The sequence below is a fragment of the Steroidobacter agaridevorans genome (genome assembly GCF_009932555.1).
Lineage (GTDB): Bacteria > Pseudomonadota > Gammaproteobacteria > Steroidobacterales > Steroidobacteraceae > Steroidobacter > Steroidobacter agaridevorans.
In genome coordinates, this window is the sequence record NZ_BLJO01000001.1 from 1410862 (window position 1) to 1436683 (window position 25822).

Genomic DNA, 25822 nt, shown 5'->3' on the forward strand with positions numbered 1-25822 from the left:
CCGAGAATTGAATCTTTCTAAAGTTGGTTCCGGAGCATAGATGGCTACCAAAAAGCGCAAGACGACGCGTCGCTCGGCCCGCCCCGCCCCTGCCAGCAAACAACGCAATCATGCCCGGCACGCCGTACTCGCCAAGCGCAAGCGCCCGGCCAAAGCCAAGACCGCCGGCCTGCGCACTTTGTATCCCGCCATCAAGCCCAACAAGTCCGGCATGCTGCGCGTCTCGGACACGCACGAGATCTATTACGAGGAATGCGGCAATCCCAAGGGCAAGCCTGCCGTATTCGTGCATGGCGGCCCCGGCGCGGGTTGTGACAATCGCGCCCGCAGCTTCTTCGACCCCGACGCCTATCGCATCATCCTGTTCGATCAGCGCGGCTGCGGCAGGAGCAAGCCGTACGCCAGCCTCGAGGCCAACACCACCTGGGACCTGGTCGAGGACATGGAAAAGCTGCGCAAGCACCTCGGCATCGAGCAATGGTTGATATTCGGCGGCTCATGGGGCTCGACGCTGGGGCTGGCGTACTCGCAGACTCATCCCGAGCGCGTCAGCGAGATCGTCCTGCGCGGCATCTTCACGTTGTCGCAGTTCGAGCTGCGCTGGTTCTATTTCGAAGGCGGCGCGAGCGCGCTGTTCCCGGATCATTGGCAAAACTACGTCGCCGCCATTCCGCCCGCCGAGCGCGGCGACATGATCAAAGCGTTCTACAAGCGCCTGACCAGCGAAGATCGCGACACGCGAGTGAAGGCCGCGCGCGCCTGGTCGATTTGGGAAGCCGCGACCAGCTATCTGCACGTGAACGAAGATCAGCTGCACAAGTGGGGCGAAGAGGATTTCGCCGTCGCGGTCGCGCGCATCGAATGTCACTACTTCATCAATCGCGGCTTCCTGGAAACCGAAGATCAGCTGATCCGCAACGTGGAGCGCATCCGTCACATTCCAGCCGTGATCGTGCAGGGCCGGTACGACGTGGTGTGCCCGATGCAGACCGCGTGGAAGCTGCATCAAGCCTGGCCGGAAGCGGAGTTCCATGTCGTGCCCGACGCCGGCCATTCGGCGTTCGAGCCCGGCAACACGCATCAGCTGATTTCAGCGACGGATCGATTCAGAGAGTAGTTCTTCTGCGCCAGGTCGGCCGCGCGTAGTCATCTATGACGCCGCGGCCGATCAGCCAGGCTCGCGCATCCTCGGCGTCTTGTTCGAACCACGCACGCGCCGAGCCGAGTCGAAAGGTGTAACCCCACGCGTCCATGTCATGAAACATGCGCTCGCGACCGACGCCCGGCAGCTCGCCCGCCAGCACGATCTGTAGATAACAAACACCGTTTTCCTCGTCGTAGTCGCCGCCCGCGTCCTTGTGCAACTGCTCGCGACGCTCGTCGTCCATGCAGATGAAATGACCGGCTTCGTGCAGCAGAGAATGCAGCGGCGTATCGGCGCGCCAGTAAATCTTCGAGCCGACCAGGCCGGCTTCGCTGTCGCCCCAATAGGAACCGGGAATGGTTTCCTCGGGGCCGAGCGCGATGCATTCCATCCCGTAGCGCTCGAGCAGACCGGTCACGACGTCGACACCGACGTCTGTGACTTTCAACACGTCAGCCATAGGAGCTGTTAGAGCGCAGCGAGACGTCTCACGACCTGACCCGCCAGATCGCGAGCCAGCGCCTCGCGCAGAATCGATTGTTCCTTCTGCTTCGCGAGCACGGCGGTTTCGTCGTAGCTGTAGTCGCGGGTGAGCTCGAGCTTCTCCGGCGCGATCAGCTCCTCGGTGCGGCCATTGACCGAGTACTCGATGGTGTAGAACACCTCGTATTCCTCGGGCGTGTTGCGGCCGGACACGGTCAGCACGCGCTGTCCGCTCTCATCCTTGATGATCTTCACGACCGCGGTCGCTTCGTTTTCGTTGTTGGTCAGCCGCGCTCCGGAAGCCTCCAGACTCTCCCGCAACGCCCGGTTGAAGTCGGTGTAGCGATCATGGGTATCGACATAAGTCGTCGCCATGACCGGCGACAGCTTGGTCGTGCCCTGCAGGCGCCAGCCGCAGCCCGCCAGCACCGAAGCCAGGCAGATGGAAAGCAGCAACCAGCGGAAACGACGGGCGGAGGCGGAAGGCGTCACAGATGACACTCGCGAGGGCGAAACAGGGCCGCCATGTTCGCGGGCGCCGCCCTCGCGGTCAATGTGTCGGGTCAGCGGACGGCGGTAAACGGCTGGGTGGCGCGCATCGCGGCCGGACTTTTCAGCACGCACTCGCTGTCGACGACATAGCCATGGCGGCAGACGATGCCGGCATGGGTGGCCACACTGCGCTGAACGGCGGCCAGCTGTTCGTTCCCTGAATGGCCCGGGCAGCCCCGGCAATGCTCGGCCACATTGAGCATTTCGGTCGCTTCGACCGGCGCACTGTCGTTGCCGTCCCGCTCCAGCGCCGCGACGCCATAGCTGAAGACCAGCGGTATGGAAATGCTGCTGGCATAGCGGGTCAACGTCACCATCATGCGCTCTTTGATGAGCGGCACTTCGGTGATGCTGGCCTCGGGAAACACGACCGCGAATACCGCCCCCACCGGCGCCTCCATGCGGCCGATCCAATCGACATGCGCGCGGACCGAGGCGTCTATCGCCTGGACCACCCCCTTCAAAGTAGTCGCATCGGGCACGCAGTCATCGGCAGACGCACCTTCGACCCGCACGCCCAGCGTCAGCACCGCCAGCTGGCGACCGTAGCGTTGCCCGCGACGGATTTCGGACAGCAGCCGGGCCTGCAATTCGCCGGGCGAAAACGCGCCGGACTCGACATCGATGCTGACCGACTGCTCCATCACCGCTTCCTGCGCCTCGCGCAGCGACCGACGCAACGCCAGCGTGTTGAACGCGGCGTAGATGCGGGCGAACAACTCGGGATCGGAAACTCGCTTGGTGAGATAGTCGTCGACGCCGGCGACGTAGCCCTGCTCGAAGTCAGTGCTCGCATCGCGCATGGTCAGCATGATGATGTAAGTATCTTCGGCCCCGCGCTCGCGCAGCGTCTGGGTCAGGGCCAGGCCATCCATGACCGGCATGTGCCAGTCGGTGACCACCAGCGGATACCACTGGCGATCGAGCGCATCCAGCGCCTCCTGGCCATTGGCAGCATGTTCGACTTCGAACCCCGCGGCCGTGAGCCGCCGCGTGATCAGCTCGCGATCCTGTTCGTCGTCATCGACGACCAGGATCCGTGACGGCAACGCACGCTGCAGCACCGACAGCCGCGTCGCCATGACACCCGCTTTCATCCGTATATCTCTCGAGACCGTACAAAATTTGCACTACCCGCGTTGCTTTATCATTCGCGGGTGCGGGTGGCAACCACGGTTTGTACGCTTACTCCCGATAACCGGGGTCGATGCGGTCCATTTTTCTCAACAGCGCCGGCCAGACCAGTCCCGTGCCGGCGCCGCGCGTCACCTGCTTCACGTACTCGGGCACAGTGGCAAGAACCGATTCTGGGATAGCGAGCAACGGCTCGCCGCCCGCCTGCGCCATGATCTGGATCTCACAAGAGCGCTGCAGGCTGTACATCGTCATGAAGGCGTCGGAGATGGTGCGGCCGACCGTGAGCAAGCCGTGGTTGCGCAGGATCATGTGCCGTGTATTGCCCAGATCCGCCTGCAAGCGCCCCTTCTCTTCCTGGTTGAGCGCAATGCCTTCGTAATCGTGATACGACAGGCTCAGCAGAATGAACGTCGACTGTTGTGAGATCGGCAGCAGACCCTTGCGCTGCGCCGAGACCGCGATGCCCGCCATCGTATGAAGATGCAGCACACAGCCGGCGTCCTCGCGCACCTCGTGAATGGCGCTGTGAATCGTGTAGCCGGCCGGATTGATCTCGTACGGGCTCGGCAATGTTTTATTGCCGGCGAGGTCGACGCGCACCAGGTTGGATGCGGTGACCTCTTCGAACATCAAGCCGTAAGGATTGATGAGAAAGTCATGAGTGCCCGGCACGCGCGCCGAGATGTGAGTGAAGACCAGGTCGTCCCAGCCGAAATGCGCGATGAGACGATAACAGGCCGCCAGATCCACTCGCGTCGCCCATTCCTCGGCCGACACCTGAGCACGCACGTCCGCGACGGCACGTTCTGCAGCTGACATATGAAATCCCCCGGTGAGTCCTCACCGGAGGCTAACGCCATTGCAGCAAGCCCCACAAGCTTCCCGCGGGATGACCCCGGCTGAGCGCCCTTGGTTGCCCAGCCTTTGGGCCTATACCACGACGTTTACCAGCTTGCCCTTCACCACGATCACTTTACGGACCGGCTTGCCCTCGATCCACTTCTGCACAGTGGAGTCGGCCAGGGCCGCCGTGCGGATCTGCTCTTCGGTGGCGCTCGCTTCGAGCGTGATCTGGCTACGTAGCTTACCGTTGACCTGGATCACTACATCGATCGAGTCACGCACCAGCGCGGCGGCATCCGGCTGCGGCCAAGGATGATCGATCAGCGCGTCGGTGTGGCCGAGCGCCTGCCACAGCACGTGTCCGGCATGCGGCACGATGGGCGACAACATTTGCACGACGAACTCGAGCGCTTCCTGCCGTACAGCGCGACCTTGCGGCGACTGGTCCTCGAACTTCGACAGCGTATTCATGAATTCCATCACCGCGGCGATCGCGGTGTTGAACACACGACGCCGACCGAGATCGTCGGTCACCTTCTGCAATGTGCTGTGCGCAGCGCGACGCACGTTGCGTTGCTCGTCGGTTAATTCGCCCGACACCTTCGGGCTCACCAGACCGGCCGTGACATGCTCGTGCACCATGCGCCACAAACGGCGCATGAAACGCGACGCGCCTTCGACGCCGTCGTCCGACCATTCCAACGTATCTTCCGGGGGCGCCTTGAACATCATGAACAAGCGCACGCTGTCCGCGCCGTACGTCTCGACCAGCTCGGTGGGATCGACGCCGTTGCCCTTGGATTTCGACATGGTGCGCATGCCTTCCCAGTCGACCGGCTGACCGTCGGATTTCAAGGTGGGCACGCCGGTGCGAGCGCCTTTCTCATCCAGCGGCACATTCACGTCGTTCGGATGGAAATATTCCTTGCCGGCTTCGCCGATGCGACGGGAATAAATGTCGTTGAGCACCATGCCCTGCGTGAGCAGGTTCTGGAACGGCTCCTGCACTTTCACCAGGCCCATGTCGTGCATGACCCGCGTCCAGAAACGCGCATACAGCAAGTGCAGAATCGCGTGCTCGATGCCGCCGATATATTGATTGACCGGCGACCAATGGTTGGCCCGCTCGTCCACCATCGCCTTGTCGTTCTTGGCCGAGGCGAAACGCAGGAAGTACCAGGACGAGTCGACGAACGTATCCATCGTGTCCGTCTCCCGGCGCGCGGGGCCGCCGCACTTCGGACATTTGCAGTCGAGGAACGACGGCGTCTTGTTGAGCGGATTGCCGCTGCCATCGGGCACCAGGCCTTCGGGCAACACCACCGGCAGATCGGCTTCCGGCACCGGCACGACGTCGCACTTCGGGCAGTGAATCAGCGGAATCGGGCAGCCCCAGTAACGCTGACGAGAAATGCCCCAATCGCGCAGACGCCATTGCACGTGCTTTTCGCCCCAGCCCTTGGCGTTGAGGTCAGCGGCGATGGCATCGATGGCCTGGCTGTAATCCAGTCCGTCGTACTTGCCGGAGTGAATCAGCGTGCCGTACTCACCATACCAGCCGTGCCATTCCTTATCGGTGAACGCCGGCTCCGCACCCTTGACCTCGATCACTTGTTTGATCGGCAGGCCGTACTTCAACGAGAACGCGAAGTCGCGTTCGTCGTGCGCGGGCACGCCCATCACGGCGCCTTCGCCGTAGGTCATGAGCACATAGTTGCCCACCCACACCGGCACCTGTTCCCCCGAGATCGGATGGTTGACGAACAAGCCCGTCGGCATGCCCTTCTTTTCCATCTGCGCAATCTCGGCTTCCTGTTCCGTCCCCAGTTTGCATTCTTCGATGAATGCAGCGAGCTGAGGATTCGACTGCGCGGCATGCGTCGCGAGCGGATGTTCGGCGGCGACGGCAACGAATGTCACACCCATGATGGTGTCGGCGCGCGTCGTGAACACGCTCAGCAAACGTTGCTCGCCCTGCAATTCATACGGGAAGCTCAGCCGCACGCCTTCGCTGCGACCGATCCAATTGGCTTGCATGGCGCGCACGCGCTCGGGCCAGCCGGGCATGTCGTTCAGTGCATCGAGCAAGTCCTGCGCGTAATCGGTGATGCGCAGGTAGTACATCGGAATCTCGCGCTTCTCGACCAGCGCGCCGGTGCGCCAGCCGCGGCCGTCGATCACCTGCTCGTTCGCGAGCACGGTCTGATCGATGGGATCCCAGTTCACGACGCCGGTCTTGCGATAGGCGATGCCCTTTTCCAGCATCTTCAGGAACAGCCACTGATTCCAGCGGTAGTACTCCGGCTGGCAGGTCGCCAGCTCGCGATCCCAGTCGAGCGCGAAGCCCAGCGACTGCAGCTGGCGCTTCATGTAGGCGATGTTCTCGTAAGTCCACTTGGCGGGCGGCACGCCGTTCTTCATGGCGGCGTTCTCGGCCGGCAGGCCGAAAGCGTCCCAACCCATGGGTTGCAGCACGCTGTAGCCCTGCATGCGCAGGAACCGGGTGATCACGTCGCCGATGGTGTAATTGCGCACGTGCCCCATGTGCAGCCGGCCGCTCGGGTACGGGAACATGCACAGGCAGTAATAGCTGGGCCGGCTGGGATCTTCCTTGACGGCGAAGGCCCGGCGCTCGGTCCAAAAAGCCTGCGCCTCGGCTTCTACGGCGGAGGGTTCGTATTGGGACTGCATGGTTGTAAGACGGGCCTTAACAGGCCCCGGGGTCGGTTTAAAGGGGGCGAAGGATACCAGAGGGTGGCTATTCGGCGGCCAGAGGCTCACCCGGCCGGCAAAGCAAAAGCCCTTTCAATCCATCCCGCGCAGGGTAAACCGGAACTCCGCCCCCCGGCCGGGGCTGGCCTCAGCCCAGATAGTGCCGCCATGCCGCTCGACGATACGGCTGACCGTCGCCAGCCCGATCCCGGTCCCCTCGAATTCATCCTGCCGGTGCAGCCGCTGGAACACGCCGAACAGCTTGCGCGCATAGCGCATGTCGAAGCCGACGCCGTTATCCCGCACGTAGATATATCGCTCCCCCGGCGCGGCCGTCGTGCCGGTGTCGCTCTCGCTGACCACGCCCGAGCCGATCTCGATGACCGGCTTGGCCCGCGGTCGCGAATATTTGACGGCGTTGCCGATCAGGTTCGCGAACACCTGCTGCATCAACTCGGGGTCGCAGCTCGCAGCCGGCAACGGGTGTAGACGCCACTCGATCTCGCGCCCCTGCGCCTCCTGGCTGGCGCGATCGACAGCGTGCTTCACCAGGTTGTCGAGTGAGCACGGCTCGCGCCGCATCTCGACATGGCTGACTCGCGACAAGGCCAGCAAGCCATCGATCAGCGCACTCATCTCCTTGGCGCCGCGCTGAATCTGTTCCATGTGAATGGTCGGCTCGCGCGCACCCGGCGGGCCCTTGTGCTCGCGAAGCATCTGCACGTGCGCATGGATCAGCCGCAGCGGCGCACGCAGATCGTGCGCCACCGAATAGGAAAACGCCTCGAGCTCGCGATTGGCGATTTCCAGCTCGGCGGTGCGCTCCGCCACGCGCTTTTCCAGGTCCTGGTTCAGGCGCCGGATTTCGCTCTCCATTTCGGCGCGCCGGTCGATCTCATCCTGCAGCGCCTGGTGCTGGAGCGCATTCTCATAAGCGACGGCGACCTGAGCCGCGATGGCGCGCGCCACCGCCAGATCTTCCTCGGTGAAGCCCGGCAGACCGATGCGATTCAGCACGCACAGATAGCCATAGGACTTGGTGACCGACGCGATCGGCACGCCCAGCATGGAAACAAAATCGCCGCGCTGGGGTGCGCCGTCGTTGGCAACCGATTCATCCGGGGACATGGGATAGAGCGCCGAGCCGCCGCTCTCCAGGGACTGCACCATGTCGCGATACATGCGCGAGGACAGCAGTCGTTCCATCTCCTCGCCGGACAAGCCACTGGACGTGGTGACCTGGCGAGAACCATCGTCGCTGACGATCACGAGTTGCGCGACCTGCGCGAGCAGAATGTCGCGGGCGGCATCGCACGTCGATTCGAGAATCACGGCCGGATCGGTCTGACCGAACACGCGGCGGCTGAATGTCACCAGCGCGCTCAATCGTTCCTGCGCGCCGCCGTCCTCGATCAGGGCTGGCGGACCGCCCGTGGCAGCAGGCGGCTTGGTCGCCAACGCCGCGTTCACGGTCTCGCGCACGATTTCCAGATCGTAGGGTTTGGACAAAGTGCTACGGACGCCCAGCGACCGGGCCATCTCGCGCACCTCGCGCTCGTGATAGGACGCCGAACAGAAGATCACCGGCGTGCTGGACATGCTTTCGTCCTGGCGCAGCTTGCGCACCAGCTCGTAACCGTCCATGCGCGGCATGACGATGTCTGTGATCAGCAGGTCGGGATGCTCGGTGCGCAATAAATGCAGCGCCTCGATGCCGTCGGCCGCTTGCAAGAGGTCATAGTCGCCGTCCGCCAGCGACAACATGAGCAGCTCGCGCGCCTCGGCATCGTCTTCCGCGACCAGTATTTTTCCGCCCTTCGCCACGTCCCGATCCCCGTGGCCTTCATTTGTGCGGCCATCGTTGAAATGAAAATCGCCACAAGCTGGCGTCCCTCGCCAACGAACGCAATCAGTACGTTTCACTGCACAACCGCGTTCCTAATGTAAACCTCTTCTACGAGGATAGGGCAATCCCTCAATGGTTTCGGAACGTGAGCCTGTTCACTTTGCGCGCCGCCTGTCCCAGAGCGTTCTACCTCGGGTCAGAATTCCTGCCAGGCGCTGTCGTCGCCGCTGGCCTTGGCCATGGGCGCCGGGGCCGGGCGAGCGGCGGGTTTCGCGGCTGAACGTTTTGCAACGGGGCGCGCCATGGGGCGTACCGAGGCGCTCGGCTTTGTCGTTATGACAGTGCTCGACTGAACCGGCGCGGAGGTGTGCGTCGTGCGGAAGAATGAAATCTCTTCCACCAGCTGCTGAGCCTGCTGCTCCATGGACTTGGCCGCCGAAGCCGCCTCTTCCACCAGCGCCGCGTTCTGCTGAGTGGTGTCGTCCATCTGTGTGACGGCATTGTTGACCTGATCGATGCCCTGCGCCTGCTCTTCGCTGGCGGCCGCGATCTCGGCGACGATGTCGCTGACCTTGTTGACGCTCTCCATGATCTCGCCCAGCACCTTGCCGGACTCGTCGACCAGCGCGCTGCCGCTGCGGACCTTCTCCACCGAGTCGCCGATGAGATCCTTGATCTCCTTGGCGGCGGTGGCGCTGCGCTGAGCGAGGCTGCGAACTTCGGAGGCCACGACGGCAAAGCCGCGGCCCTGCTCGCCGGCGCGCGCCGCTTCGACAGCCGCGTTCAGCGCCAGCAGGTTGGTCTGGAACGCGATCTCGTCGATCACGCTGATGATGTCGGCGATCTTGCGGCTGGAGTTGTTGATCTCCTCCATCGCGCTCACCGCACGCGACACCACTTCGCCGCCGCGCTCGGCCTGACCGCGTGCGCCGCTGGCCAGCTGATTCGCCTGCCGCGCGTTGTCGGCGTTCTGTTTCACCGTCGCGGTCATCTCTTCCATGCTCGACGCGGTCTCTTCCAGCGCCGACGCTTGTTCCTGCGTACGCTGCGACAGGTCGTCGTTGCCGCGCGAGAGCTGTGAAGCCGCACCGCCGACTGCATCGGACGCGCTGCGCACGCTGCCCACGATCTCGTGCAGCTTTTCATCCATGCGCTTGAGTGCGCTCAGCATGACGCCGAATTCGTCTCGACGCGTGGTATCGATCCGATGGCCGAGGTGACCGTCGGCGATCTGCTCGGCGACATTCATCGCCGTGCTCAGACCGGACATGATGGCGCGCATCAGGAACAGCGCGAACACAATAGCCAGCGCCAGCGCAATGATCATCGAACCGATCGCGATGGCGCGGCTGGTGCGGAACTCGCCCTGCGCCGCGGCCAACGAATCTTCGGCGCGCTTGAACTGATGTTGGGAAGCGTCATCCAGCGCGGCATTCAGCACACCGAACGCCGGATCCAGCTGGTCGACGATCAACTTCGCGGCGCGTTCGTCGTCGTTGGTGGTGAGGGCCGCATTGATCTGCTCGATGGAGCGCTCCAGGCCGTCGTGCGCCGCTTTCACCTTGGCGAATTTCGCCTGGCCTTCGGGCGTGATCTGCGTGTCGCCAAACTCCTTGAGCAAACGGTTCGCGGTCGCGTCGAGCTCCCTGACTTCGGCCTGAATCCTGCTGACCGTGGCCGGATCGTCGGCCAGCACCTCGAGCGAAATCATCGCCTGCCGGTCCAGCTCCTTGGCTTTGAGCTCGCCGAGCTGCGCGGCGCCGACGACGCGCCGGCTGAACATCTGCTCCAGGTCGTCGACGATGCCATTCATGCCATACAAGCCGAGCGAGCCGACGATGAGCATCGACAAAGCCAGCACCACCAGTGTGCCGATAATACGCGCGCGAATACTGAGGGACCCGAAGTTCATGCCGATCTACCAATGAGTACTAGTCATTGGTCTATCGACCCTAAGCGGTCGCCAATGAATATCGGAATGTACGAATCAGGGTGCACCGAGCAAGGTGCTGCGAGTCGGTCTTACCGGCGATTCAGGCGCGCAAATGAAAACGCCGGCACATCGGCCGGCGTCGAGATCGAAGAATCCGCTTGTGTCAGTCGCCGAGCGCCGTACGCAGCGCACTGATCTCGTCGGCGCAATCGCGCATCACGTGCACGCACTTCTGATTGTCCAGGCCCAGGCGCCAGAACGATTTCACGCCCTGCATGTTGAGCTCGAGATCGGCCTCGTGGCCGAAGAAGCCGGCCATCATCACTGCCACCGTCAGCACGTCAGTCACGTCGCGCTCGTCGTTGATTCGCTCGATGTTCTCGTGCTCGCCGATGGCTTCGGCGATGTGCTCCGGGAAACCCCAGTTCTCGACGATGGCCTTGCCGATGTTCGCATGCCAGTCGCGCAGCAACTGCTGCAGCGTCGCCTCTTCCTTGAAAAATGGATGCTTGTACGCGCGGGCGAGGATGTAGATCTTGCCTACGTTGTGCAGCAGCCCGGCAAGCATGGATTCGTCGGCGTTCACGCTGGTGCGCGACGCGACCGCATAAGCGAGCGCAGCCACGGTGGTCGCTTCCTGCCACAGCGACTCCAGCTCCTTGGAGATATGTTTCAGTTCGCTGGCCTTACGCAACTGGGCAATCGCGAACGACACCGCCGCGGTGCGCACGTTGTTGTGACCGATGCGATTCACCGCGGTCTTCAGATCGGACACCGCGCGACCGCTGCGATTCAAAGCCGCCGAATTGGCCAGCGTGAAAACGCGCGCCGCGAGCCCTGCTTCGGAGCCGACCACGCGTGCGATCTGATCGTTGGAAACGGCCTCGTCGGCCAGCACCTTGCGGACCCGCACGGCCACGTCCGGAAACGACGGCAGCTCCACCTTGCCGGTGGAGACTTCCTGAGCCAGCTCGCCCACGAACGCAAACGCAGCAGCGTGCTCGGAGACGGGTGTCGCCTGAGCTTGTTGGGCGGCCTGATAGGCATTATGAGGAGTGCTCATGGTCGCGAACTCTACTGCGACGTGCATCTCAAGATCTGCGGCGCGGTTGGCATTTCCCGAAAAGGGTCGGGAAACACGCGATCAGCCGTGCGCCGCCTTGCTGTTCGGCTGATCCGCCGTCAGGTGCAGCACCTCGCTGGCGACCCGATGTAAAGGCAACACGTGCTGGGCGCTGCCCAGTTTCACGGCCGCGCCGGGCATGCCCCAGACCACGCTGGTCGCTTCGTCCTGCGCGATGGTCGGCGCACCGGCTTCGAGCATTTCCTTCAGGCCCCGGGCGCCGTCGTCGCCCATGCCGGTGAGGATCACGCCCACGGCGTTCGGGCCGACGTTCTGCGCGACCGAGCGGAACATCACGTCCACGCTGGGCCGATGACGATTCACGTGCGGGCCGTTGCTCAGCTTGCAGCGATAGCGCGCACCGTCGCGCTCGATCAACAGATGCTGATCGCCAGGCGCGATGTAGACGTGGCCGGGAAGAATGTATTGACCGTCGGCAGCCTCGCACACCGACATCGGCGAGCATCGGTTCATGCGCTCGGCGAACGGTTTGCTGAAAGCTGCGGGAATGTGTTGAGAGATCACCACGGCCGGCGCATCCGGCGGCAGCGATTCGAGCACTTCGCGAATGGCCTCGGTGCCGCCCGTCGACGCACCGATGGCAATGATTCGATCGGTGGTACGCAGGAACCGTTTGCCGCCGCCAGCAGGCAGCACGGCGTCGGCGCTGCGGCGCTGTTCGGCGTGCAACGACGCAGACACCGTCGGCTTCGGCGACGACACACGCGCGTTCACGCGTGCCTTGGAAGCAACCTTCACTTTCGCGATCAGCTCGTCGGCGTATTTCTCCAGGCTGCCGGCGAGGTCGACCTTCGGCTTGGTGACGAAATCGATCGCACCCAGCTCCAGCGCGCGCAAAGTGACATCGGCGCCCTTGGCAGTCAGCGACGACACCATCACGACCGGCATCGGCCGCAGACGCATCAGGTTCTCGAGGAACGTGACACCGTCCATCCTCGGCATTTCCACGTCGAGCGTGATGACGTCCGGATTGAGCTGTTTGATCTTCTCGCGCGCCGCGTACGGATCGGTGGCGGTGCCGACGATCTCGATCTCGCGATCTTTGCTGAGCATTTCGCTCAACAGTTTGCGCACCAGCGCGGAGTCGTCGACGATCAGAAGCTTGATGGCCATGGTAGTCGGCTCCGCCGTCAGAACAGATCGATCTCGCCGGCCACTGGCGTCTTCTCCAGGCCCTTGAGGAATTGTTCGTCCTGCGAGGCCACATCCCTGCTATGACTCGAAGTCAGATGGCGCACGCGTACGCGGCCAGTCAACGGAAAATACTGCACGTGGCGCGGGCAGGTATCGCCCACGTCTTCGGAGGTCACGCGCAAGCCTTCCTGCTTGAGGAACTCGCGCACGAAAGTCACATTGTGATCGCCGACATCGGTCAGCGTCTTCAACACGCGGCCGCCGCCGAAGATCTTCACTTCGAGGTCGGCGCGTGTGCCGCCGGCCTTCAGGATGCGGTTGATCAATTGTTCCATCGACGCGCTGCCGTAGCGCGTCGCCGCGCCAGCCTTGTTTTCCCACGTGTCGTGGCCGTTGCCGCTAGGACGCGGCAACATGAAATGATTCATGCCGCCGATGCCGAGCTTGGGATTGCGGATGCAGGCGGACACGCACGAGCCGAGCACCGTGTCGAGCACTTCATCGTTGGTGGTCACGTAGAAGTCGCCCGGCAACAGCTTGGCGATCACCTGGCCCTGCGGATTGGTGTAACGGCGGATGGTCTCGAAGCCCGGCAGCACCTTGGCCAATGCTGGTTTCTCAGCCATTGGCGCCCCCGTTGCGGCGGTAGATGGTTTTGCCGACCAGTTTGAAGGGCGCGCTGCCTGCATGAATGGATTCCGAATGACCGATGCACAGGTAACCGCCGGGGATAAGCATTTCGCTGAAGCGGTTCACCAGCTTTTCGCGCGTCGGTTGATCGAAATAAATCATCACATTGCGACAAAAGATCACGTCGAACGGGCCCTTCATCGGCCACGTGTGCAGCAGGTTGAGCGTGCGGAACGTGATCATCGACTTGAGCTCTTGCTTGGCGACGGCGGCGCCTTCGTTCGCGCCGCTGCCCTTCTGGAAGAAGCGCTTCAGGCGTTCCGGCGACACGCTCGACATGCGGTCCACCGGGTAGATGCCCGACGTTGCGGCGGCCACCACGTCGCTGTCGATGTCGGTCGCGAGAATCTTGAAATCGTAGCGTGGCGAGGACGGCAGCACTTCGCCGGCGACCATGCCGATACAGTGCGGCTCTTCGCCGGTCGAGCAGCCCGCGGACCAGATGCGGATCCGGCGCGAAGCGGCGTTGCGCTTCATCGCTTCGGGCAGCATGTACGAGGCCAGCGCCTCGAAGTGATGATTTTCGCGGAAGAACGAAGTGACGTTGGTGGTGATCGCGTTGATCAGACCGACCAGCTCTTCGGGCCCGGCGTCGCGCAGATATTCGCAGTAGGCCTCGTAACTCGGCAGCCCAAGCTCGCGCAGACGACGCGCCAGGCGGCCCTGCACCAGCTGGCGCTTGTTCGGGCCCAGCACGATGCCGGCGTTCTCGCCGACCACGTGGCGGATGAAGTCGAACTCGGCGTCGCCGAGCTGAGGTCCATAGTGCGCGGAGTCGGCGGGAGCGGAAGCTGAGGCTTGAATCGGCATATGGACGGTTCGCGTGTGTGATCAACGGCTCGCAAGGTGGCCCTCGCGAGCCGTTACTCACATCTCATCGATTAAGCTGCGGGATTCAGCGCCACTCCCGTGACGTCTGCGCCGATCAGTTGATCGATGTCGAGCAGCATCACCATGCGTCCCGACACAGCAGCCAGACCTTCGATGAATTCAGTGCTGACGTGCGCGCCGAACTCCGGCGCCGGCTTCACGTCGTTCGCAGCCACGTCGATCACGTCGGAGACGCCGTCGACCACCACGCCGAAATCGCGACGGCCGATCGGCGACTGCACCGACAGCACGATGATGACGGTGAGCGGGGTGTATTCGGCGTGTTGCAGGTTGAAGCGCATGCGCAGGTCGACGATCGGAACGATCGAGCCGCGCAGGTTCAGCACGCCGAGCACGTGGCTCGGGGCCTGCGGAATGCGCGTGACCGGTTGCCAGCCGCGGATTTCCTGCACTCGCAGGATGTCCACGCCGTAAGTTTCGTCGCCCAGAGTGAAGGTCAGCATCTGGTTGGAACCGGCAGCGGCGGCATCGATCTGCGCGGCAACTTGATTGGTCATGAAACGAGTCTCCTACTGTCTGTCGGGTCGACCCGGCGACCGGCCGGTGTCAGTGACAGCACTCAAAAGATGTATCGGCGTTCGTCTGCACAGGATGAGTAAGACATTCGCTGCATCAGTCGTGCGCCGGCTCCGGGCTCGTTTAGCGAAACCCGGAGCCGCTATGCGTTAGAAATCGCTCCACTGGCTGTCGTCGCCGCTGGCGCGGGCCAGAGGCGCGGGCGAGCCCGATGAAGCCACGGCCCTCGGCTTGCTGGCAGCGCCCAGGCCGGCCTTGCGGACCGCCGCCGGACGCTGACGGGCGACCGGAGCCGCAGCGCGCACCACTTCAGCCGGCGCATGCGAGCCCGAGCCCGTGATGCCGGTGCCATCGGAGCGACGGAAGTAACCGATCTGCGTGACCAGCGTGCCGGACTGCTGTTCCATGGACTTGCTGGCCGCGGACGCCTCTTCCACCAGCGCGGCGTTCTGCTGCGTGACGTTGTCCATCTGGCTGACGGCGTTGTTGACCTGCTCGATGCCGGCCGACTGTTCTTCGGACGCGGCCGCGATCTCGGCGACGATGTCGGTGACCTTCTTGACGCTTTCCATGATCTCCGAGAGCGTCTTGCCCGACTCGTCGACCAGCTCCGAGCCGACCTTGACCTTGTCGACGGAGTCGTTGATGAGACCTTTGATTTCCTTCGCGGCGCTGGCGCTACGCTGCGCGAGGTTGCGCACTTCGGTCGCGACCACCGCGAAGCCGCGGCCCTGTTCGCCGGCACGCGCCGCTTCCACGGCGGCGTTCAACGCCAGCAGGTTGGTCTGGAAGGCGATTTCGTCGATCACGCCGATGATGTCGGCGATCTTGCGGCTGGAGTTGTTGATCTCGCCCACCGCTGCGATCGCGCGCTGCACGACTGCGCCGCCCTTTTCGGCCTGCTCGCGAGCACCGACGGCCAGCTGATTCGCCTGGCGCGCGTTGTCCGCGTTCTGTTTCACCGTCGCAGTCATCTGTTCCATGCTGGAAGCGGTTTCTTCCAGAGCGGCTGCCTGTTCCTGCGTACGCTGCGACAGATCGTCATTGCCATGTGACAACTGACGAGCCGCCGCGCCGACCGCGTCCGCGCTGCCGCGCACGCCACCGACGATTTCAACCAACTTGCCATCCATGCGCTTCAACGCTTCGAGCAAACGACCCAGCTCGTCGTTGCTGTCGACGCGCACGTCGTTGCCCAGCTCGCCGCTGGCGATGCGGTCGGCGATGCTCACCGCCGTGTTCAACGTGCTGACGATGGAACGGATGATCAGCCAGCCGAGCAGACCCGACAGACCGATGCCGACCACGATGGCGGCGATGATGAACGTGCTGTTCTTCTTGAACGACGCATCCGCTTCGGTGCGCATCTGCTGCGCCACTTCGATCTGCGTGCGGAGCAGAGTGTCGCCGGCGTTGTTGAGCTTCTCGTAGGCGGGGCGGGCCTTCTCGATCAGCGTGCTTTCAGCGGCGCTGAAATTGCCAGACTGCGCGGCCAGCATCGCTTCCTGCACCAGGCCGAGCACGTCGGCGCCGAAGCCGCGGAACTGCTCGACGATCTCGCGCTCCTTGGCAGTAAGGTCGGTGGCATCGAGCTTCGCGAGCAGCTCCTTCACTTCGCCCTGGCGTTCCTGGAGCAGATCGAGCGCCGCTTTGACCGCAGCGGCATCCTGGCGGATGACCACTTCTTCGGCCTTTTCGAGCACCGCGCGCTCGTGCGTTTCGATGGTGCCGACCCAGCCCGTGGGCATGAACCGGTTGGAGAAGATCCCATCCAGATCGGTATTGGAAGATTTGGTGCCGCCGAGGCCGATGGCGCCGACCAGGATCATCACGATGCCGGTCATCGCCAGGGTCGCGAACAGCTTGGCCTTAACGGAAATATTCCACGTGTTCATAACATCGATTCCTTAGCTCGCTTTTTGAGCCCCAACTTGCTTTTGTGAACCCCAAAACAATCCAATGCGCGCGCCCGTGCAATCCGTTCAGGCGCGGACGCCCTTCGTGCTGGAAGGGCGCACCCATGCAGAGTCGATCGAAGTCGCGGGCCGCCTGGCCGGGCGGCTATGCGAGCGCTCGCTGCTTTCTTTAAGCAGCGAGTCTCTGCGTCGCGACCCGGATCAGGCCCGGCACGTCGAGAATCAGCGCCACCGCGCCATCGCCCAGGATGGTCGCGCCGGACACACCGTCGACTCGACGGAAATTCGTTTCCAGAGATTTGATGACCACTTGCTGCTGGCCGAGCAGGTCGTCGACGAACAAGCCGACTTTGCGGCCCTCGCCTTCCACGACCATGATCAAGCCTTCGTGCAGCTGGGTGGTGCGCGGCTCGAGGCCGAACACTTCATGCAAGCGCACCACCGGCACGTAGCCATCGCGGAACCAGAACACTTCGCCCTGGCCGGCGACGCGGTTCACCATGCCCTGCTTCAACTGCAGCGACTCGATGATGGTGATCAGCGGCACGATGTAGGTTTCGGTGCCGACCGCGACCGACTGGCCGTCGACGATGGCCAGCGTCAGCGGCAGCGTGATGATGAAGCGCGAGCCCTTGCCCAGCGTCGACTTCACCTCGATCGTGCCGCCCAGCTCCTTGATGTTCCTGCGCACCACGTCCATGCCGACGCCGCGGCCGGAAATGTCGGTGGTCTGCTCGGCGGTCGAGAAGCCCGCCATGAAAATCAGCTCGTAAATCTGGTCGTCGGTCAGCGTCTCGTTGGCGCCGATCAGATTGCGCTCGCGCGCCTTCTTCAGGATGCGGTCCTTGTTCAAGCCGCCGCCGTCGTCGCCCACTTCGACGGTGATGCTGCCGCCCTTGTGATACGCGTTGAGGAACACGGTGCCCGTCTGCGGCTTGCCAGCGGCGGCGCGCACGTCGGGCATTTCGATGCCGTGGTCGACGCTGTTACGCACCAGGTGCACCAGCGGATCGCCGATCTTTTCCATGACCGTCTTGTCGAGCTCGGTCTGGTCGCCGGTCATCTTCAATTCCACGTGCTTGCCGAGGCGGCCGCTCAGATCGCGCACCATGCGCGGGAAGCGGCTGAACACGAAGCTGATCGGCAACATGCGCACGCGCATGACGCTCTCCTGCAGCTCGCGAACGTTTCTTTCCAGCGTGGCCAGACCCGAGCGCAACTGCTCGGCGACATGGCCGGTGAACTTCGAGCCCAGCTGGGTCAGCATGGACTGCGTGATCACCAGCTCGCCGACGGTGTTCATCAACTCGTCGATTTTTTCGGTGCTGACGCGGATCGAACCGCCGTCGGTTGCGCCGGCCTTCGGCGCCACTTCAACAGCAGCAGCCGCGGCCGGCTGATGCGGAGGCTCGGCAGCAGCAGGCTTCGCGTCCGCAATGTTCACGACGTTGGAAGGCTTCGCCTCCGGCGCCGGCGCAGCGACAGCCACCGCGGGTTGCGCGGCAACGGGCACTGCTTCTTCTTCGATCTTGAGATCGCAATCGCCTTCGGCCCAATCGAACACGCCATTGACGACTTCGCGCGCGGCGTCGGTGTCGAGCGTCAGATCCCAGGCGAGATAGCAGCTTTCCGGATCGAGCTGTTCGAGCGACGGCAACGCATTGCCATCGAGCTTCACGGTGAGCTCGCCGATCTCGCTCAACTCACGGATCATGCGCAACGGATCGTTACCGTGCACGAACAACTGCGGATACGGACGGAAGCTGATGCGCCAGCGATGCGCAACCGCCGGCTTGGCCGCTTCAACGGGAGCCGGAGCGGCTTCGACCACTGGAGCGGGCGCAGGCGCGGCAGCCGCGGGCTGATTCTTCTGCGCGATGGCCAGCTCGAGATCGAACTGCAGATCGGCGACCTTCTGCGCGTCGATCGCTTCCTTACGCTGTTGTGCGCGGAGCATGTCGCGCATCACGTCCACTGACTTCAGCAGCAGATCGGTGACGTGACGAGTCACCTGCATGCGATTGGCACGCAGCTCGTCGAGCAAGGTTTCGCAAGTGTGCGTGAACGAGGCCACTTCGGAGAAACCGAAGGTCGCGCTGCCGCCCTTGATCGAGTGAGCAACGCGGAAGATCGTGCCGATCAGCTCGGGCTCCGGAGCACCCGGGTTGAGCTGCAGCAGGGCCGCCTCCATCGAGTCGAGCGCTTCGAAGCTCTCTTCGAAAAAGGCATCGTGAAATTGGGCGAGATCGATGGCCACTCTTGTTTACCTCAGCACGCGATGCATAGTCGCCACCAGTTGCGCCGGATCGAACGGTTTGACGATCCAGCCGGTGGCGCCGGCGTCCTTGCCTTCTTTTTTACGGTCCGGGCCCGCTTCGGTGGTCAGCATCAGAATGGGTGTGTGGCGGTAGGCGGATTCGGCGCGCAGCGCGCGGATCAGCTGGATGCCATCCATCACCGGCATGTTGACGTCCGAGAGCACCAGGTCGAAGCCCGATTGACGCGCCAGGTCGAGCGCTTCCTGGCCATCGCTGGCGGAAGTCACATCGAAGCCGGCGCTGGTAAGCGCGATGCGCACCATGTCGCGCATCGAAGGAGAATCGTCGACGGCCAGTATCCGCGTCATGCGGCAACTCCTTTTGTCTCGAGACCGAGCAGCGCCCCGACGCCGAGCAGGCGCACGGCATCCTGCAGAGCCGCCGACTCACCGCGCCAGGCGACGCTTTGGTTGCGACCGCTGCGATCGCGCACGAAAGCGCACAGCAGCTGCATGGTCGCGGTATCGACACGTTCGACGGCGCTCACATCGAGAGTCACGGCGTCGCCGTGATTCGAGAAAGCGCATAAGGAAGACTTGAGCGCAGCGGCATCTTTCACGCTGCAGTTGGAAGCCAGCACCACGATCGGATCGCCCACGACGACGGCCTCGGCAGATTCGGCAACAACGGCTTCGGCGGCCGGTTCGGCGGCGGCTTCAGCGACGACGGTTTCGAGGGACTCGACCACTGGCTCGGCGGCGACTTCGGCGACCGGCTCGGCGACGACCTCCGCAGCCGGCTCGATAGAAACATCGGCGGCCTGCTGGAAGATCACTTCGGCGACCTGCTCGACCGACGCATCGACTACCGACCCGGCAACCTCTTCCGCAATCTGTTCGCCGGCAACGACCGGCGTTTCAGCGGCAACAACGTCCGCGCCCACAGCCTCGACGACGGGCTGGGCTTTGGCGGAACGTTTACGCTTACTTGTTTTCATGACGCGGCTTAAGGGGCTCGTGATACGAATTTCACAGATTCGGGTTTCATATCGGCATATGGGAGGTCAGCTTTAGGTGAGCCACGTCGCACTACTTAACCGTGGCCGGCTAAAGCTCGGGGATTCCCTGCCGTTAAATTGGTGAAGCAGTTCACGTTGGAACTGAACTCGCACGAGTGACCCATTCATGCGTATCGACCTGGTGGACTTTCGCAGTACCAGCCCGGCCGGGAGCACTAGCCCGAGCCTGCTGTCGGAGTGGCGCGTAGGCGCGCTCCTGCAGGCTATTGCCGTGCGCGACGCAGCCAGCGGTCAGCTGTTCCTCGATATCGGCGGCCAGCGGCACAACGCCCGCCTCGCCTCCGGCGACACCGCCGGCCCGGCCAATGGCGAGGTGTTGAATGTCCGCGTGCTGCGTAACAGCCCGGTGCTGGCATTGGAGACACTCTCTTCTTCCACCCCGGTGACCGCCGATAACGAAGCGACCGTCGTCGCCGACGCCATGCGTCGTTTCGTTCCTCGGCAGGAAAGTCCGGCGCTCATGCTCGCCAATCTTTCCTGGCTTGCTCAAGGCAAGAATGGCGCGGACGAGTTGCCGAGGGCCGTGACGCAGGCCGCAGCGCAGCTCTGGCAGGCTTTGCCTGATGCGGAATCTCTCGGCGATCCTAAAACGCTGGCGAATGCGCTCCAGCGCTCCGGCACTTTTCTCGAAGCGAATCTCGCCGACGCATCGCGGGGCGCGACCGACCCCAAAGTGCTCGTCAACGATTTGAAGTCGCTGATGCTCTCGTTGAGCCGCACGCTGCGAGATCACGGCGCACGCCCGAACGCGGCGCATTCGGATATCGCAATGAATGCAGCTCCTCCCACGGCTCGCGGGCCGCTGACCGCACTGAATGCAGCGCCGGCCACGTTCTCCATGATCGATGGGATCGAGCAGCAGATGAATGAGTTGTCACGTCAAACCGACGGGGCAATCGCGCGCCTGACGACGACACAGATCACCAACACCGCGCCGGACCCGGCCGTGCAATCGATGCTGATCGAACTGCCGGTGCGCCACGAAGACCGGGCCTCCATGGTTCGGCTGCGGGTCGAGCACGACGAGTCCCGCAAACGTCAGGGCGGCGGAGATTCGTGGAGTGTCGAGGCGGCCATGGATCTCGGCCAGGTCGGCGCACTGCATGCGAAAGTGACTTTGACCGGTCATCGGATCGGCGTGCAGTTGCGGGCCGAGTCGCCCGCCATCGTCAATGCACTGTCCGCCCGTGCCGGAGAGCTCGAATCGATCCTGCGCGAGGCCGGGCTCGAGATCGATCGAATCGTTTGTTTGCATGGCATGCCCGTCGGTGACGCCGGCGCCCGTCCCGCGCGCTTGTTGGACGTACGAGCATGAACGAACGTCCCAAGCCGCCGATCGCCGTCGCGCTCCACTACAACGTCAACGGTGGCGGTGCGCCTCGGGTCGTCGCCAAAGGCGGCGGTCAGATCGCCGAAAAAATCGTCGAGACCGCTCGCGAGCACAACGTGCCGCTGCAGGAAGATGCAGCGCTGGCGGGTGCGCTGTCGAAATTGGATATCGGACGGGAGATTCCGAAAGAATTGTACGTCGCGGTTGCGCACGTACTTGCGTTTGCCTGGTCGGTTGCGGGCAAGAGCCCGCCGGCGAGCTCGCCGAGACCGGAAGAACAAACCGCGCGCCTCCCGGCGCTGGGTTACTCGTCGTCGAAATGGTGACGAGAAAAGAAAGGCCGCGATCCCTGCGGCCACCCACTGTCTATAGCTTTTAGCTGACGACGCTCAGCAGCGAGCCACGCTTACGGCCCGTCGACTGCGGCTGCTGCTGTTGCGGAGCCTGCGCAACCTGCTGTTGCTGAGCCACCTGCTGGCGAGCCTGCCAGGCAGCGACTTCGGGCTGAGACTTCGCGGCATGCAGACGAGTCAACAACTCGGCTTCATGACGGGTGATGCCGCAGTTCGCAACGAGATCTTCGACAGCCGAGCCGTTCTTCGCCATACGCAACGCCAGGTCATAACCCCGCGCTTGCGCGGTGGCCACCACTGCCGGCATCTGGGGACGACGCGAATCGGTTTCGGCGCGCTCGCTCATCGCCTCGATGCGCGCGCTCATGACCGTCACGGTCTCGTGCAGGCTGCGCATTTCGGTGAAGGCACGCTCGAGCTGATCCCGCAGCGCCTGTGAATCCCGCTCGTCGGCACGACGCCAGCGCGTGAACGCCAACGCAAACACCCAGAACGCGCCGATCAGCAACACGGCACGGCCGGCGATCAGCACCGTCTCGAGCGAGGGATTGGGCAGGATTTCAAACATCGCGACTCCCGTCAGATGACGTCAAACCTTTGGCGCAAACCGAAGGTCACGACAGGAGAGGAGCAGGATGCGTGCCACCGGCCGGCAGCCGAGGCGGCTCCCGGCGGGGCGAGAGTGCGCTTTTGCGAACCGGTTAACGTTCTGGCGCTCGGGAGCGATCGAGCTCCGCCCACAGCGCCGCCTCATGGGCACCTAGCTCGCGGGCCTCGTGACGGGCCAGCGTCAGATTGCCGGCACGCGCAGCCCTCTCGATGGCGGCGGCGCATTCGCCCAGTGCGGAGGCGCCGACGTTGAGGCTGGCGCCCTTCAAAGCATGCGCCTCGCGGATAACCTGAGTTGATTCACCCGCTGCTAACGCCGTTCTGAGCCGGCCAAGCGTGCCCGTCGCACTGGCGCGGTAGGTGCCGAGCAGTTCCTGCTCGAACTCCGCATCGCCATCGGTTATCTCGAGCAGCTGCTTGCGGTCGAGCACGGGAGCAGTGTTCATCGCCTCGCACGGTTCTTTCACGTAGAACCGGCAGCACAATCTCAACGCGACGCCGACGCCATCCTGGACGTTACCTATTCGCCGCTGCGCCGGGCTGCATCGTGCACCCGCTGCAGCTCCTGCCGCATGAATGCAAAGTTCGACGTGCCGGCATGCTCCTGCAAATGCGCCAGCGCCGCGTTCGTCAACTCGGCGGCCCCCTGCAGATCGCCCATGCGCTGCTTCAAACGCGCGCTATCCGTCGCTAGCTGCAGATAATCCAGGTCGAACTCCCTGGGAGCGTCCAGCGGTCCACGCTGCGCCAAGGCCGCACGCCCTGTGGGTAAATCGTTGTCGGCGAGCGCGACATCGATGACGGCGGCGAGATAACAATCCGACTTCTGCGCCGGCACACCGTAGAACTGCGGCAATTCAGCCACGTGCGTCAGTTCCGCCTTCGCGGCCGCGATCTTGCCCTGCGAGGCCAGGGCGCGCGCCCGTACGGCGAAGTACTGAACGCCATTGGGAACGAAGCGCGTTCCGAAGTCGATCGCACGCTTACCATACGGCTCGAGCACCGCGAGCGCCAGTTGCGGCCGCCCTTCTTGCAGCAGCCCGAGCGCCTTGTACACGGCAGTATCGAACTCGACCGCGGTTGGGTTCGCAACGTGCTCCGGCGTCAGCACCAGGTCGAAATACCGGTGCGCCTGTTTGAGCTGGCCCGCCTGATGCAGCGCCTGGCCGTACAGGCCCAGATGAATGCGCGTGTAGACCGAAACATCGCCGGCATGCTTGCGCAACAGCTCGATGCCCTTCTCGTAATCGCGCAAGGCATCGTCGACCCAGCCCAGCTGCATCTCGCAAAACGCCGCCCACGCATAGCTCGCGCCCAGATCGCTGTAAGCCTGCAGCCCCGATTGCTGGAATACCTGGTTGGCGGCCTGGAAATATTTGATGGCGGCATGCATGTCGCCTTGGGTTCGATACAGCTGGCCGAGCGCGTACACCGAGTTGAAGTGTCCCGGATCGTTCGGATAACGCGTCTTGAACAGCTCCACCGCCGCAGTCATCAGCTCGATTTCGTGCATGGGATCGGGAGAGAACTGCGCGATCGTCGTGCCCATCGCGCGAGCTCGCAGCAGCGATGTGCGATCGTTCCGTCGGTCGAGCACACGCAGCGCCTCGTCGCGAGCCTGAGCCGCCTCCTCGCCCCGGCCGAGCAAGCGGCCCGCGAAGGCGACGCCGATCAAGCCTTCGACGTAAGCGTCGCCGTTCGTGAGATGCATCTCGCGGGCGATCTTCACCGACTCCCGATACAGAGTGCCGGCGCGATCGAATTCGTTGATATCGATCAGCAGCCGCGCGACGGTGTTCATCACTTCCATGCGAACCGCCGGCGTGTCCGTGAGGTCATGGAGAACTTTGTCACTCGCCGACACCAACAACTCGTGCACGGGCATGTTGCGTGCCTTGAGCGCATCGGGCTGCAGGCGGGTGTTCTTTTCGAACAATGCGGTCATGAACGACTGCACCGCGCGCGTTTTTCTCACTTCCTCTTGAGCGATGAGTGTCTGCTCGGCCGCAATGTGTGCTTGCCAGGTCGTGGTCACGATGCCCGCAACCAACGCGAGCGCGCCCAGCGACGCGGCCGTCACCGCGTATTTGTGACGGCTCATGAACTTGGTGGCGCGATAGCGCAGCGAGTCGCCTCGCGCGCGCACCGGCATGCCGTCGAGATAGTTGCGCAGGTCTTCGGCAAACTGATCGACGCTTGCGTAGCGCCGCTCTGGCTCCTTGCGAAGAGCCATGAGCAGCACGTTGTCGAGGTCGCCCTGCAGCGCGCGTCGGGCTCGCTTGCGGGCGAATTGCATTTGCGGTGTCAGCTCGCCAGTGGGCGTGCGGACACGCGTTTCATTGACGGCCGTGCTCGGCTTGCTCAGCGGCGAATCGCTGAGGATCTCGACCGCGCGCTCGGCGGCATTGTCCTCACGATAGGGACTGCGGCCAGTCAACAGCCGATAGAGCACGACGCCCAGTGAATACACATCGCTGGCTGTAGTGATGGGATCGCCCCGCACCTGTTCCGGACTCGCATATTCCAGCGTCATCACGCGCACGTGAGTCGCCGTCATATCCGAAGGCGTGGTGGGCTGCTCGGTCTCGAGCAGCTTGGCGATACCGAAGTCGAGCAGCTTCACTGTGCCTTCGGCGGTGACCAGGATGTTGCCGGGCTTCAGATCCCGGTGCACGACCAGGCGCTGATGGGCGAAGCTGACCGCTGCGCAGACCTGCAAAAACAGGCGCACCCGCTGCGAGATCGTGAGATGGCGCTCTTCGCAATAGACATCGATGGGCTGGCCGGCGATCAGCTCCATGACCAGATACGGCACGCCCTCTTCGGTCGCGCCGCCATCGATCAAACGCCCGATATTGGGATGTTCCAGCTGGGCCAGGATCTGCCGCTCGGAACGGAACCGCCAGGCGACCCGGGAGGCATCGTGATCGACGCGCACCAGCTTGATGGCAACGCGCGAATGATAATGATCGTCGGCACGCTCGGCCTGATACACCTCTCCCATGCCGCCACGGCCGATCAGCTCGATGAGGCGATAAGGCCCCAGGCGCGATCCGATACGTAGCTTGGGAAAAATGGGGTCGCTTGTCATGCAACTCTAATGGCGGAGGGCTGCCGCTATTCTGGCATGAGTTGCTCGCGCCCTTGCGCAACGCATCTCAAAAATCTAGCCTTTGGGCGTAGCTCCCTGGAGCCATACCAGAGTCAGCGCCGGATTTTTTTACGTTGTGGACGCGACGTTTAGGGCTTCTGC

At 63.4% G+C, this 25822-nt stretch carries 22 protein-coding genes; 3 read left to right on the forward strand and 19 right to left on the reverse strand.

Annotation, left to right across the window (positions count from 1 at the left end; translation table 11 throughout):
- Window positions 1-40: 40 nt before the first annotated feature.
- A complete protein-coding gene (gene pip / locus GYH35_RS05950) occupies window positions 41-1117 on the forward strand; it encodes a prolyl aminopeptidase (RefSeq protein WP_161814757.1) in 1077 nt (358 codons plus the stop codon).
- Here pip and GYH35_RS05955 read toward each other — a convergent pair.
- The 16 genes from GYH35_RS05955 to GYH35_RS34520 all read right to left on the reverse strand — a co-directional run bounded on the left by GYH35_RS05955 (window position 1107) and on the right by GYH35_RS34520 (window position 20196).
- Window positions 1107-1604 carry a hypothetical protein gene (locus GYH35_RS05955; protein WP_161814758.1) on the reverse strand — a complete coding sequence of 166 codons (498 nt, stop codon included), beginning with the start codon at window positions 1602-1604 and terminating at the stop codon, window positions 1107-1109. The genes pip and GYH35_RS05955 overlap by 11 nt on opposite strands.
- Before the next feature lie 8 nt (window positions 1605-1612).
- Window positions 1613-2119: an LPS-assembly lipoprotein LptE gene (locus tag GYH35_RS05960; protein ID WP_161814759.1), complete on the reverse strand. Its 507-nt coding sequence runs from the start codon at window positions 2117-2119 to the stop codon at window positions 1613-1615.
- A gap of 71 nt (window positions 2120-2190) precedes the next feature.
- On the reverse strand, window positions 2191-3276 hold the full coding sequence (locus GYH35_RS05965) for a response regulator (RefSeq protein ID WP_161814760.1): 1086 nt from the start codon (window positions 3274-3276) through the stop codon (window positions 2191-2193).
- An 88-nt stretch (window positions 3277-3364) separates the two neighbouring features.
- Window positions 3365-4135: a class II aldolase/adducin family protein gene (locus GYH35_RS05970; RefSeq protein WP_161814761.1), complete on the reverse strand. Its 771-nt coding sequence runs from the start codon at window positions 4133-4135 to the stop codon at window positions 3365-3367.
- A gap of 111 nt (window positions 4136-4246) precedes the next feature.
- Window positions 4247-6850, reverse strand: coding sequence for a leucine--tRNA ligase (leuS, locus tag GYH35_RS05975; protein WP_161827885.1), 2604 nt, complete (start codon window positions 6848-6850; stop codon window positions 4247-4249).
- A gap of 114 nt (window positions 6851-6964) precedes the next feature.
- Entirely contained in the window at window positions 6965-8695 is a 1731-nt protein-coding gene (locus GYH35_RS05980) for an ATP-binding protein (RefSeq protein ID WP_161827886.1), read from the reverse strand.
- 218 nt (window positions 8696-8913) lie between these two features.
- Window positions 8914-10629: a methyl-accepting chemotaxis protein gene (locus GYH35_RS35230; RefSeq protein WP_161827887.1), complete on the reverse strand. Its 1716-nt coding sequence runs from the start codon at window positions 10627-10629 to the stop codon at window positions 8914-8916.
- Between the two features lie 184 nt (window positions 10630-10813).
- Entirely contained in the window at window positions 10814-11713 is a 900-nt protein-coding gene (locus tag GYH35_RS05990; RefSeq protein WP_161814765.1) for an HDOD domain-containing protein, read from the reverse strand.
- 81 nt (window positions 11714-11794) lie between these two features.
- Window positions 11795-12907 (reverse strand): protein-glutamate methylesterase/protein-glutamine glutaminase, encoded by a 1113-nt coding sequence (locus GYH35_RS05995; RefSeq protein WP_161814766.1) that lies wholly within the window; start codon window positions 12905-12907, stop codon window positions 11795-11797.
- Window positions 12908-12924: 17 nt separating this feature from the next.
- Window positions 12925-13554, reverse strand: coding sequence for a chemoreceptor glutamine deamidase CheD (gene cheD / locus GYH35_RS06000; RefSeq protein ID WP_161814767.1), 630 nt, complete (start codon window positions 13552-13554; stop codon window positions 12925-12927).
- Entirely contained in the window at window positions 13547-14428 is an 882-nt protein-coding gene (locus tag GYH35_RS06005) for a CheR family methyltransferase (RefSeq protein WP_161814768.1), read from the reverse strand. The genes cheD and GYH35_RS06005 overlap by 8 nt, the downstream gene beginning before the upstream one ends.
- A gap of 71 nt (window positions 14429-14499) precedes the next feature.
- Entirely contained in the window at window positions 14500-15006 is a 507-nt protein-coding gene (locus tag GYH35_RS06010; protein ID WP_161814769.1) for a chemotaxis protein CheW, read from the reverse strand.
- A gap of 168 nt (window positions 15007-15174) precedes the next feature.
- Window positions 15175-16920 (reverse strand): methyl-accepting chemotaxis protein, encoded by a 1746-nt coding sequence (locus GYH35_RS35235; RefSeq protein WP_161814770.1) that lies wholly within the window; start codon window positions 16918-16920, stop codon window positions 15175-15177.
- 190 nt (window positions 16921-17110) lie between these two features.
- Entirely contained in the window at window positions 17111-19198 is a 2088-nt protein-coding gene (locus GYH35_RS06020; RefSeq protein WP_161827888.1) for a chemotaxis protein CheA, read from the reverse strand.
- 6 nt (window positions 19199-19204) lie between these two features.
- Window positions 19205-19567, reverse strand: coding sequence for a response regulator (locus GYH35_RS06025; protein ID WP_161814772.1), 363 nt, complete (start codon window positions 19565-19567; stop codon window positions 19205-19207).
- Window positions 19564-20196, reverse strand: coding sequence for an STAS domain-containing protein (locus GYH35_RS34520; RefSeq protein WP_202624099.1), 633 nt, complete (start codon window positions 20194-20196; stop codon window positions 19564-19566). Before GYH35_RS34520 ends, GYH35_RS06025 begins: the two co-directional genes overlap by 4 nt.
- Window positions 20197-20383: 187 nt before the next feature.
- Here GYH35_RS34520 and fliK point away from each other — a divergent pair, with 187 nt between their 5' ends.
- Complete coding sequence (fliK, locus tag GYH35_RS06035) at window positions 20384-21592, forward strand: flagellar hook-length control protein FliK (RefSeq protein ID WP_161827889.1); 1209 nt, start codon at window positions 20384-20386, stop codon at window positions 21590-21592.
- Window positions 21589-21933, forward strand: coding sequence for an EscU/YscU/HrcU family type III secretion system export apparatus switch protein (locus GYH35_RS06040; RefSeq protein WP_161814775.1), 345 nt, complete (start codon window positions 21589-21591; stop codon window positions 21931-21933). Before fliK ends, GYH35_RS06040 begins: the two co-directional genes overlap by 4 nt.
- Before the next feature lie 49 nt (window positions 21934-21982).
- On the opposite strand, the gene GYH35_RS06045 is transcribed toward GYH35_RS06040, so the two are convergent.
- From GYH35_RS06045 to GYH35_RS06055, 3 genes are all read right to left on the reverse strand, one after another.
- Window positions 21983-22528, reverse strand: coding sequence for a DUF2802 domain-containing protein (locus tag GYH35_RS06045; RefSeq protein ID WP_161827890.1), 546 nt, complete (start codon window positions 22526-22528; stop codon window positions 21983-21985).
- A 133-nt stretch (window positions 22529-22661) separates the two neighbouring features.
- Window positions 22662-23015 carry an Hpt domain-containing protein gene (locus GYH35_RS06050; protein WP_161814777.1) on the reverse strand — a complete coding sequence of 118 codons (354 nt, stop codon included), beginning with the start codon at window positions 23013-23015 and terminating at the stop codon, window positions 22662-22664.
- A 74-nt stretch (window positions 23016-23089) separates the two neighbouring features.
- Window positions 23090-25660, reverse strand: a complete 2571-nt coding sequence (locus GYH35_RS06055) for a serine/threonine-protein kinase (protein ID WP_161827891.1) — start codon at window positions 25658-25660, stop codon at window positions 23090-23092.
- Window positions 25661-25822 lie beyond the last annotated feature (162 nt).

Coding starts and splice junctions, on each gene's coding strand:
- pip (WP_161814757.1), top strand. CDS start 41: ATGGCTACCAAAAAGCGCAAGACGACGCGTCGCTCGGCCCGCCCCGCC.
- GYH35_RS05955 (WP_161814758.1), bottom strand. CDS start 1,604: ATGGCTGACGTGTTGAAAGTCACAGACGTCGGTGTCGACGTCGTGACC.
- GYH35_RS05965 (WP_161814760.1), bottom strand. CDS start 3,276: ATGAAAGCGGGTGTCATGGCGACGCGGCTGTCGGTGCTGCAGCGTGCG.
- GYH35_RS05970 (WP_161814761.1), bottom strand. CDS start 4,135: ATGTCAGCTGCAGAACGTGCCGTCGCGGACGTGCGTGCTCAGGTGTCG.
- leuS (WP_161827885.1), bottom strand. CDS start 6,850: ATGCAGTCCCAATACGAACCCTCCGCCGTAGAAGCCGAGGCGCAGGCT.
- GYH35_RS35230 (WP_161827887.1), bottom strand. CDS start 10,629: ATGAACTTCGGGTCCCTCAGTATTCGCGCGCGTATTATCGGCACACTG.
- GYH35_RS05990 (WP_161814765.1), bottom strand. CDS start 11,713: ATGAGCACTCCTCATAATGCCTATCAGGCCGCCCAACAAGCTCAGGCG.
- GYH35_RS05995 (WP_161814766.1), bottom strand. CDS start 12,907: ATGGCCATCAAGCTTCTGATCGTCGACGACTCCGCGCTGGTGCGCAAA.
- cheD (WP_161814767.1), bottom strand. CDS start 13,554: ATGGCTGAGAAACCAGCATTGGCCAAGGTGCTGCCGGGCTTCGAGACC.
- GYH35_RS06005 (WP_161814768.1), bottom strand. CDS start 14,428: ATGCCGATTCAAGCCTCAGCTTCCGCTCCCGCCGACTCCGCGCACTAT.
- GYH35_RS06010 (WP_161814769.1), bottom strand. CDS start 15,006: ATGACCAATCAAGTTGCCGCGCAGATCGATGCCGCCGCTGCCGGTTCC.
- GYH35_RS35235 (WP_161814770.1), bottom strand. CDS start 16,920: ATGAACACGTGGAATATTTCCGTTAAGGCCAAGCTGTTCGCGACCCTG.
- GYH35_RS06025 (WP_161814772.1), bottom strand. CDS start 19,567: ATGACGCGGATACTGGCCGTCGACGATTCTCCTTCGATGCGCGACATG.
- GYH35_RS34520 (WP_202624099.1), bottom strand. CDS start 20,196: ATGAAAACAAGTAAGCGTAAACGTTCCGCCAAAGCCCAGCCCGTCGTC.
- fliK (WP_161827889.1), top strand. CDS start 20,384: ATGCGTATCGACCTGGTGGACTTTCGCAGTACCAGCCCGGCCGGGAGC.
- GYH35_RS06040 (WP_161814775.1), top strand. CDS start 21,589: ATGAACGAACGTCCCAAGCCGCCGATCGCCGTCGCGCTCCACTACAAC.
- GYH35_RS06045 (WP_161827890.1), bottom strand. CDS start 22,528: ATGTTTGAAATCCTGCCCAATCCCTCGCTCGAGACGGTGCTGATCGCC.
- GYH35_RS06050 (WP_161814777.1), bottom strand. CDS start 23,015: ATGAACACTGCTCCCGTGCTCGACCGCAAGCAGCTGCTCGAGATAACC.
- GYH35_RS06055 (WP_161827891.1), bottom strand. CDS start 25,660: ATGACAAGCGACCCCATTTTTCCCAAGCTACGTATCGGATCGCGCCTG.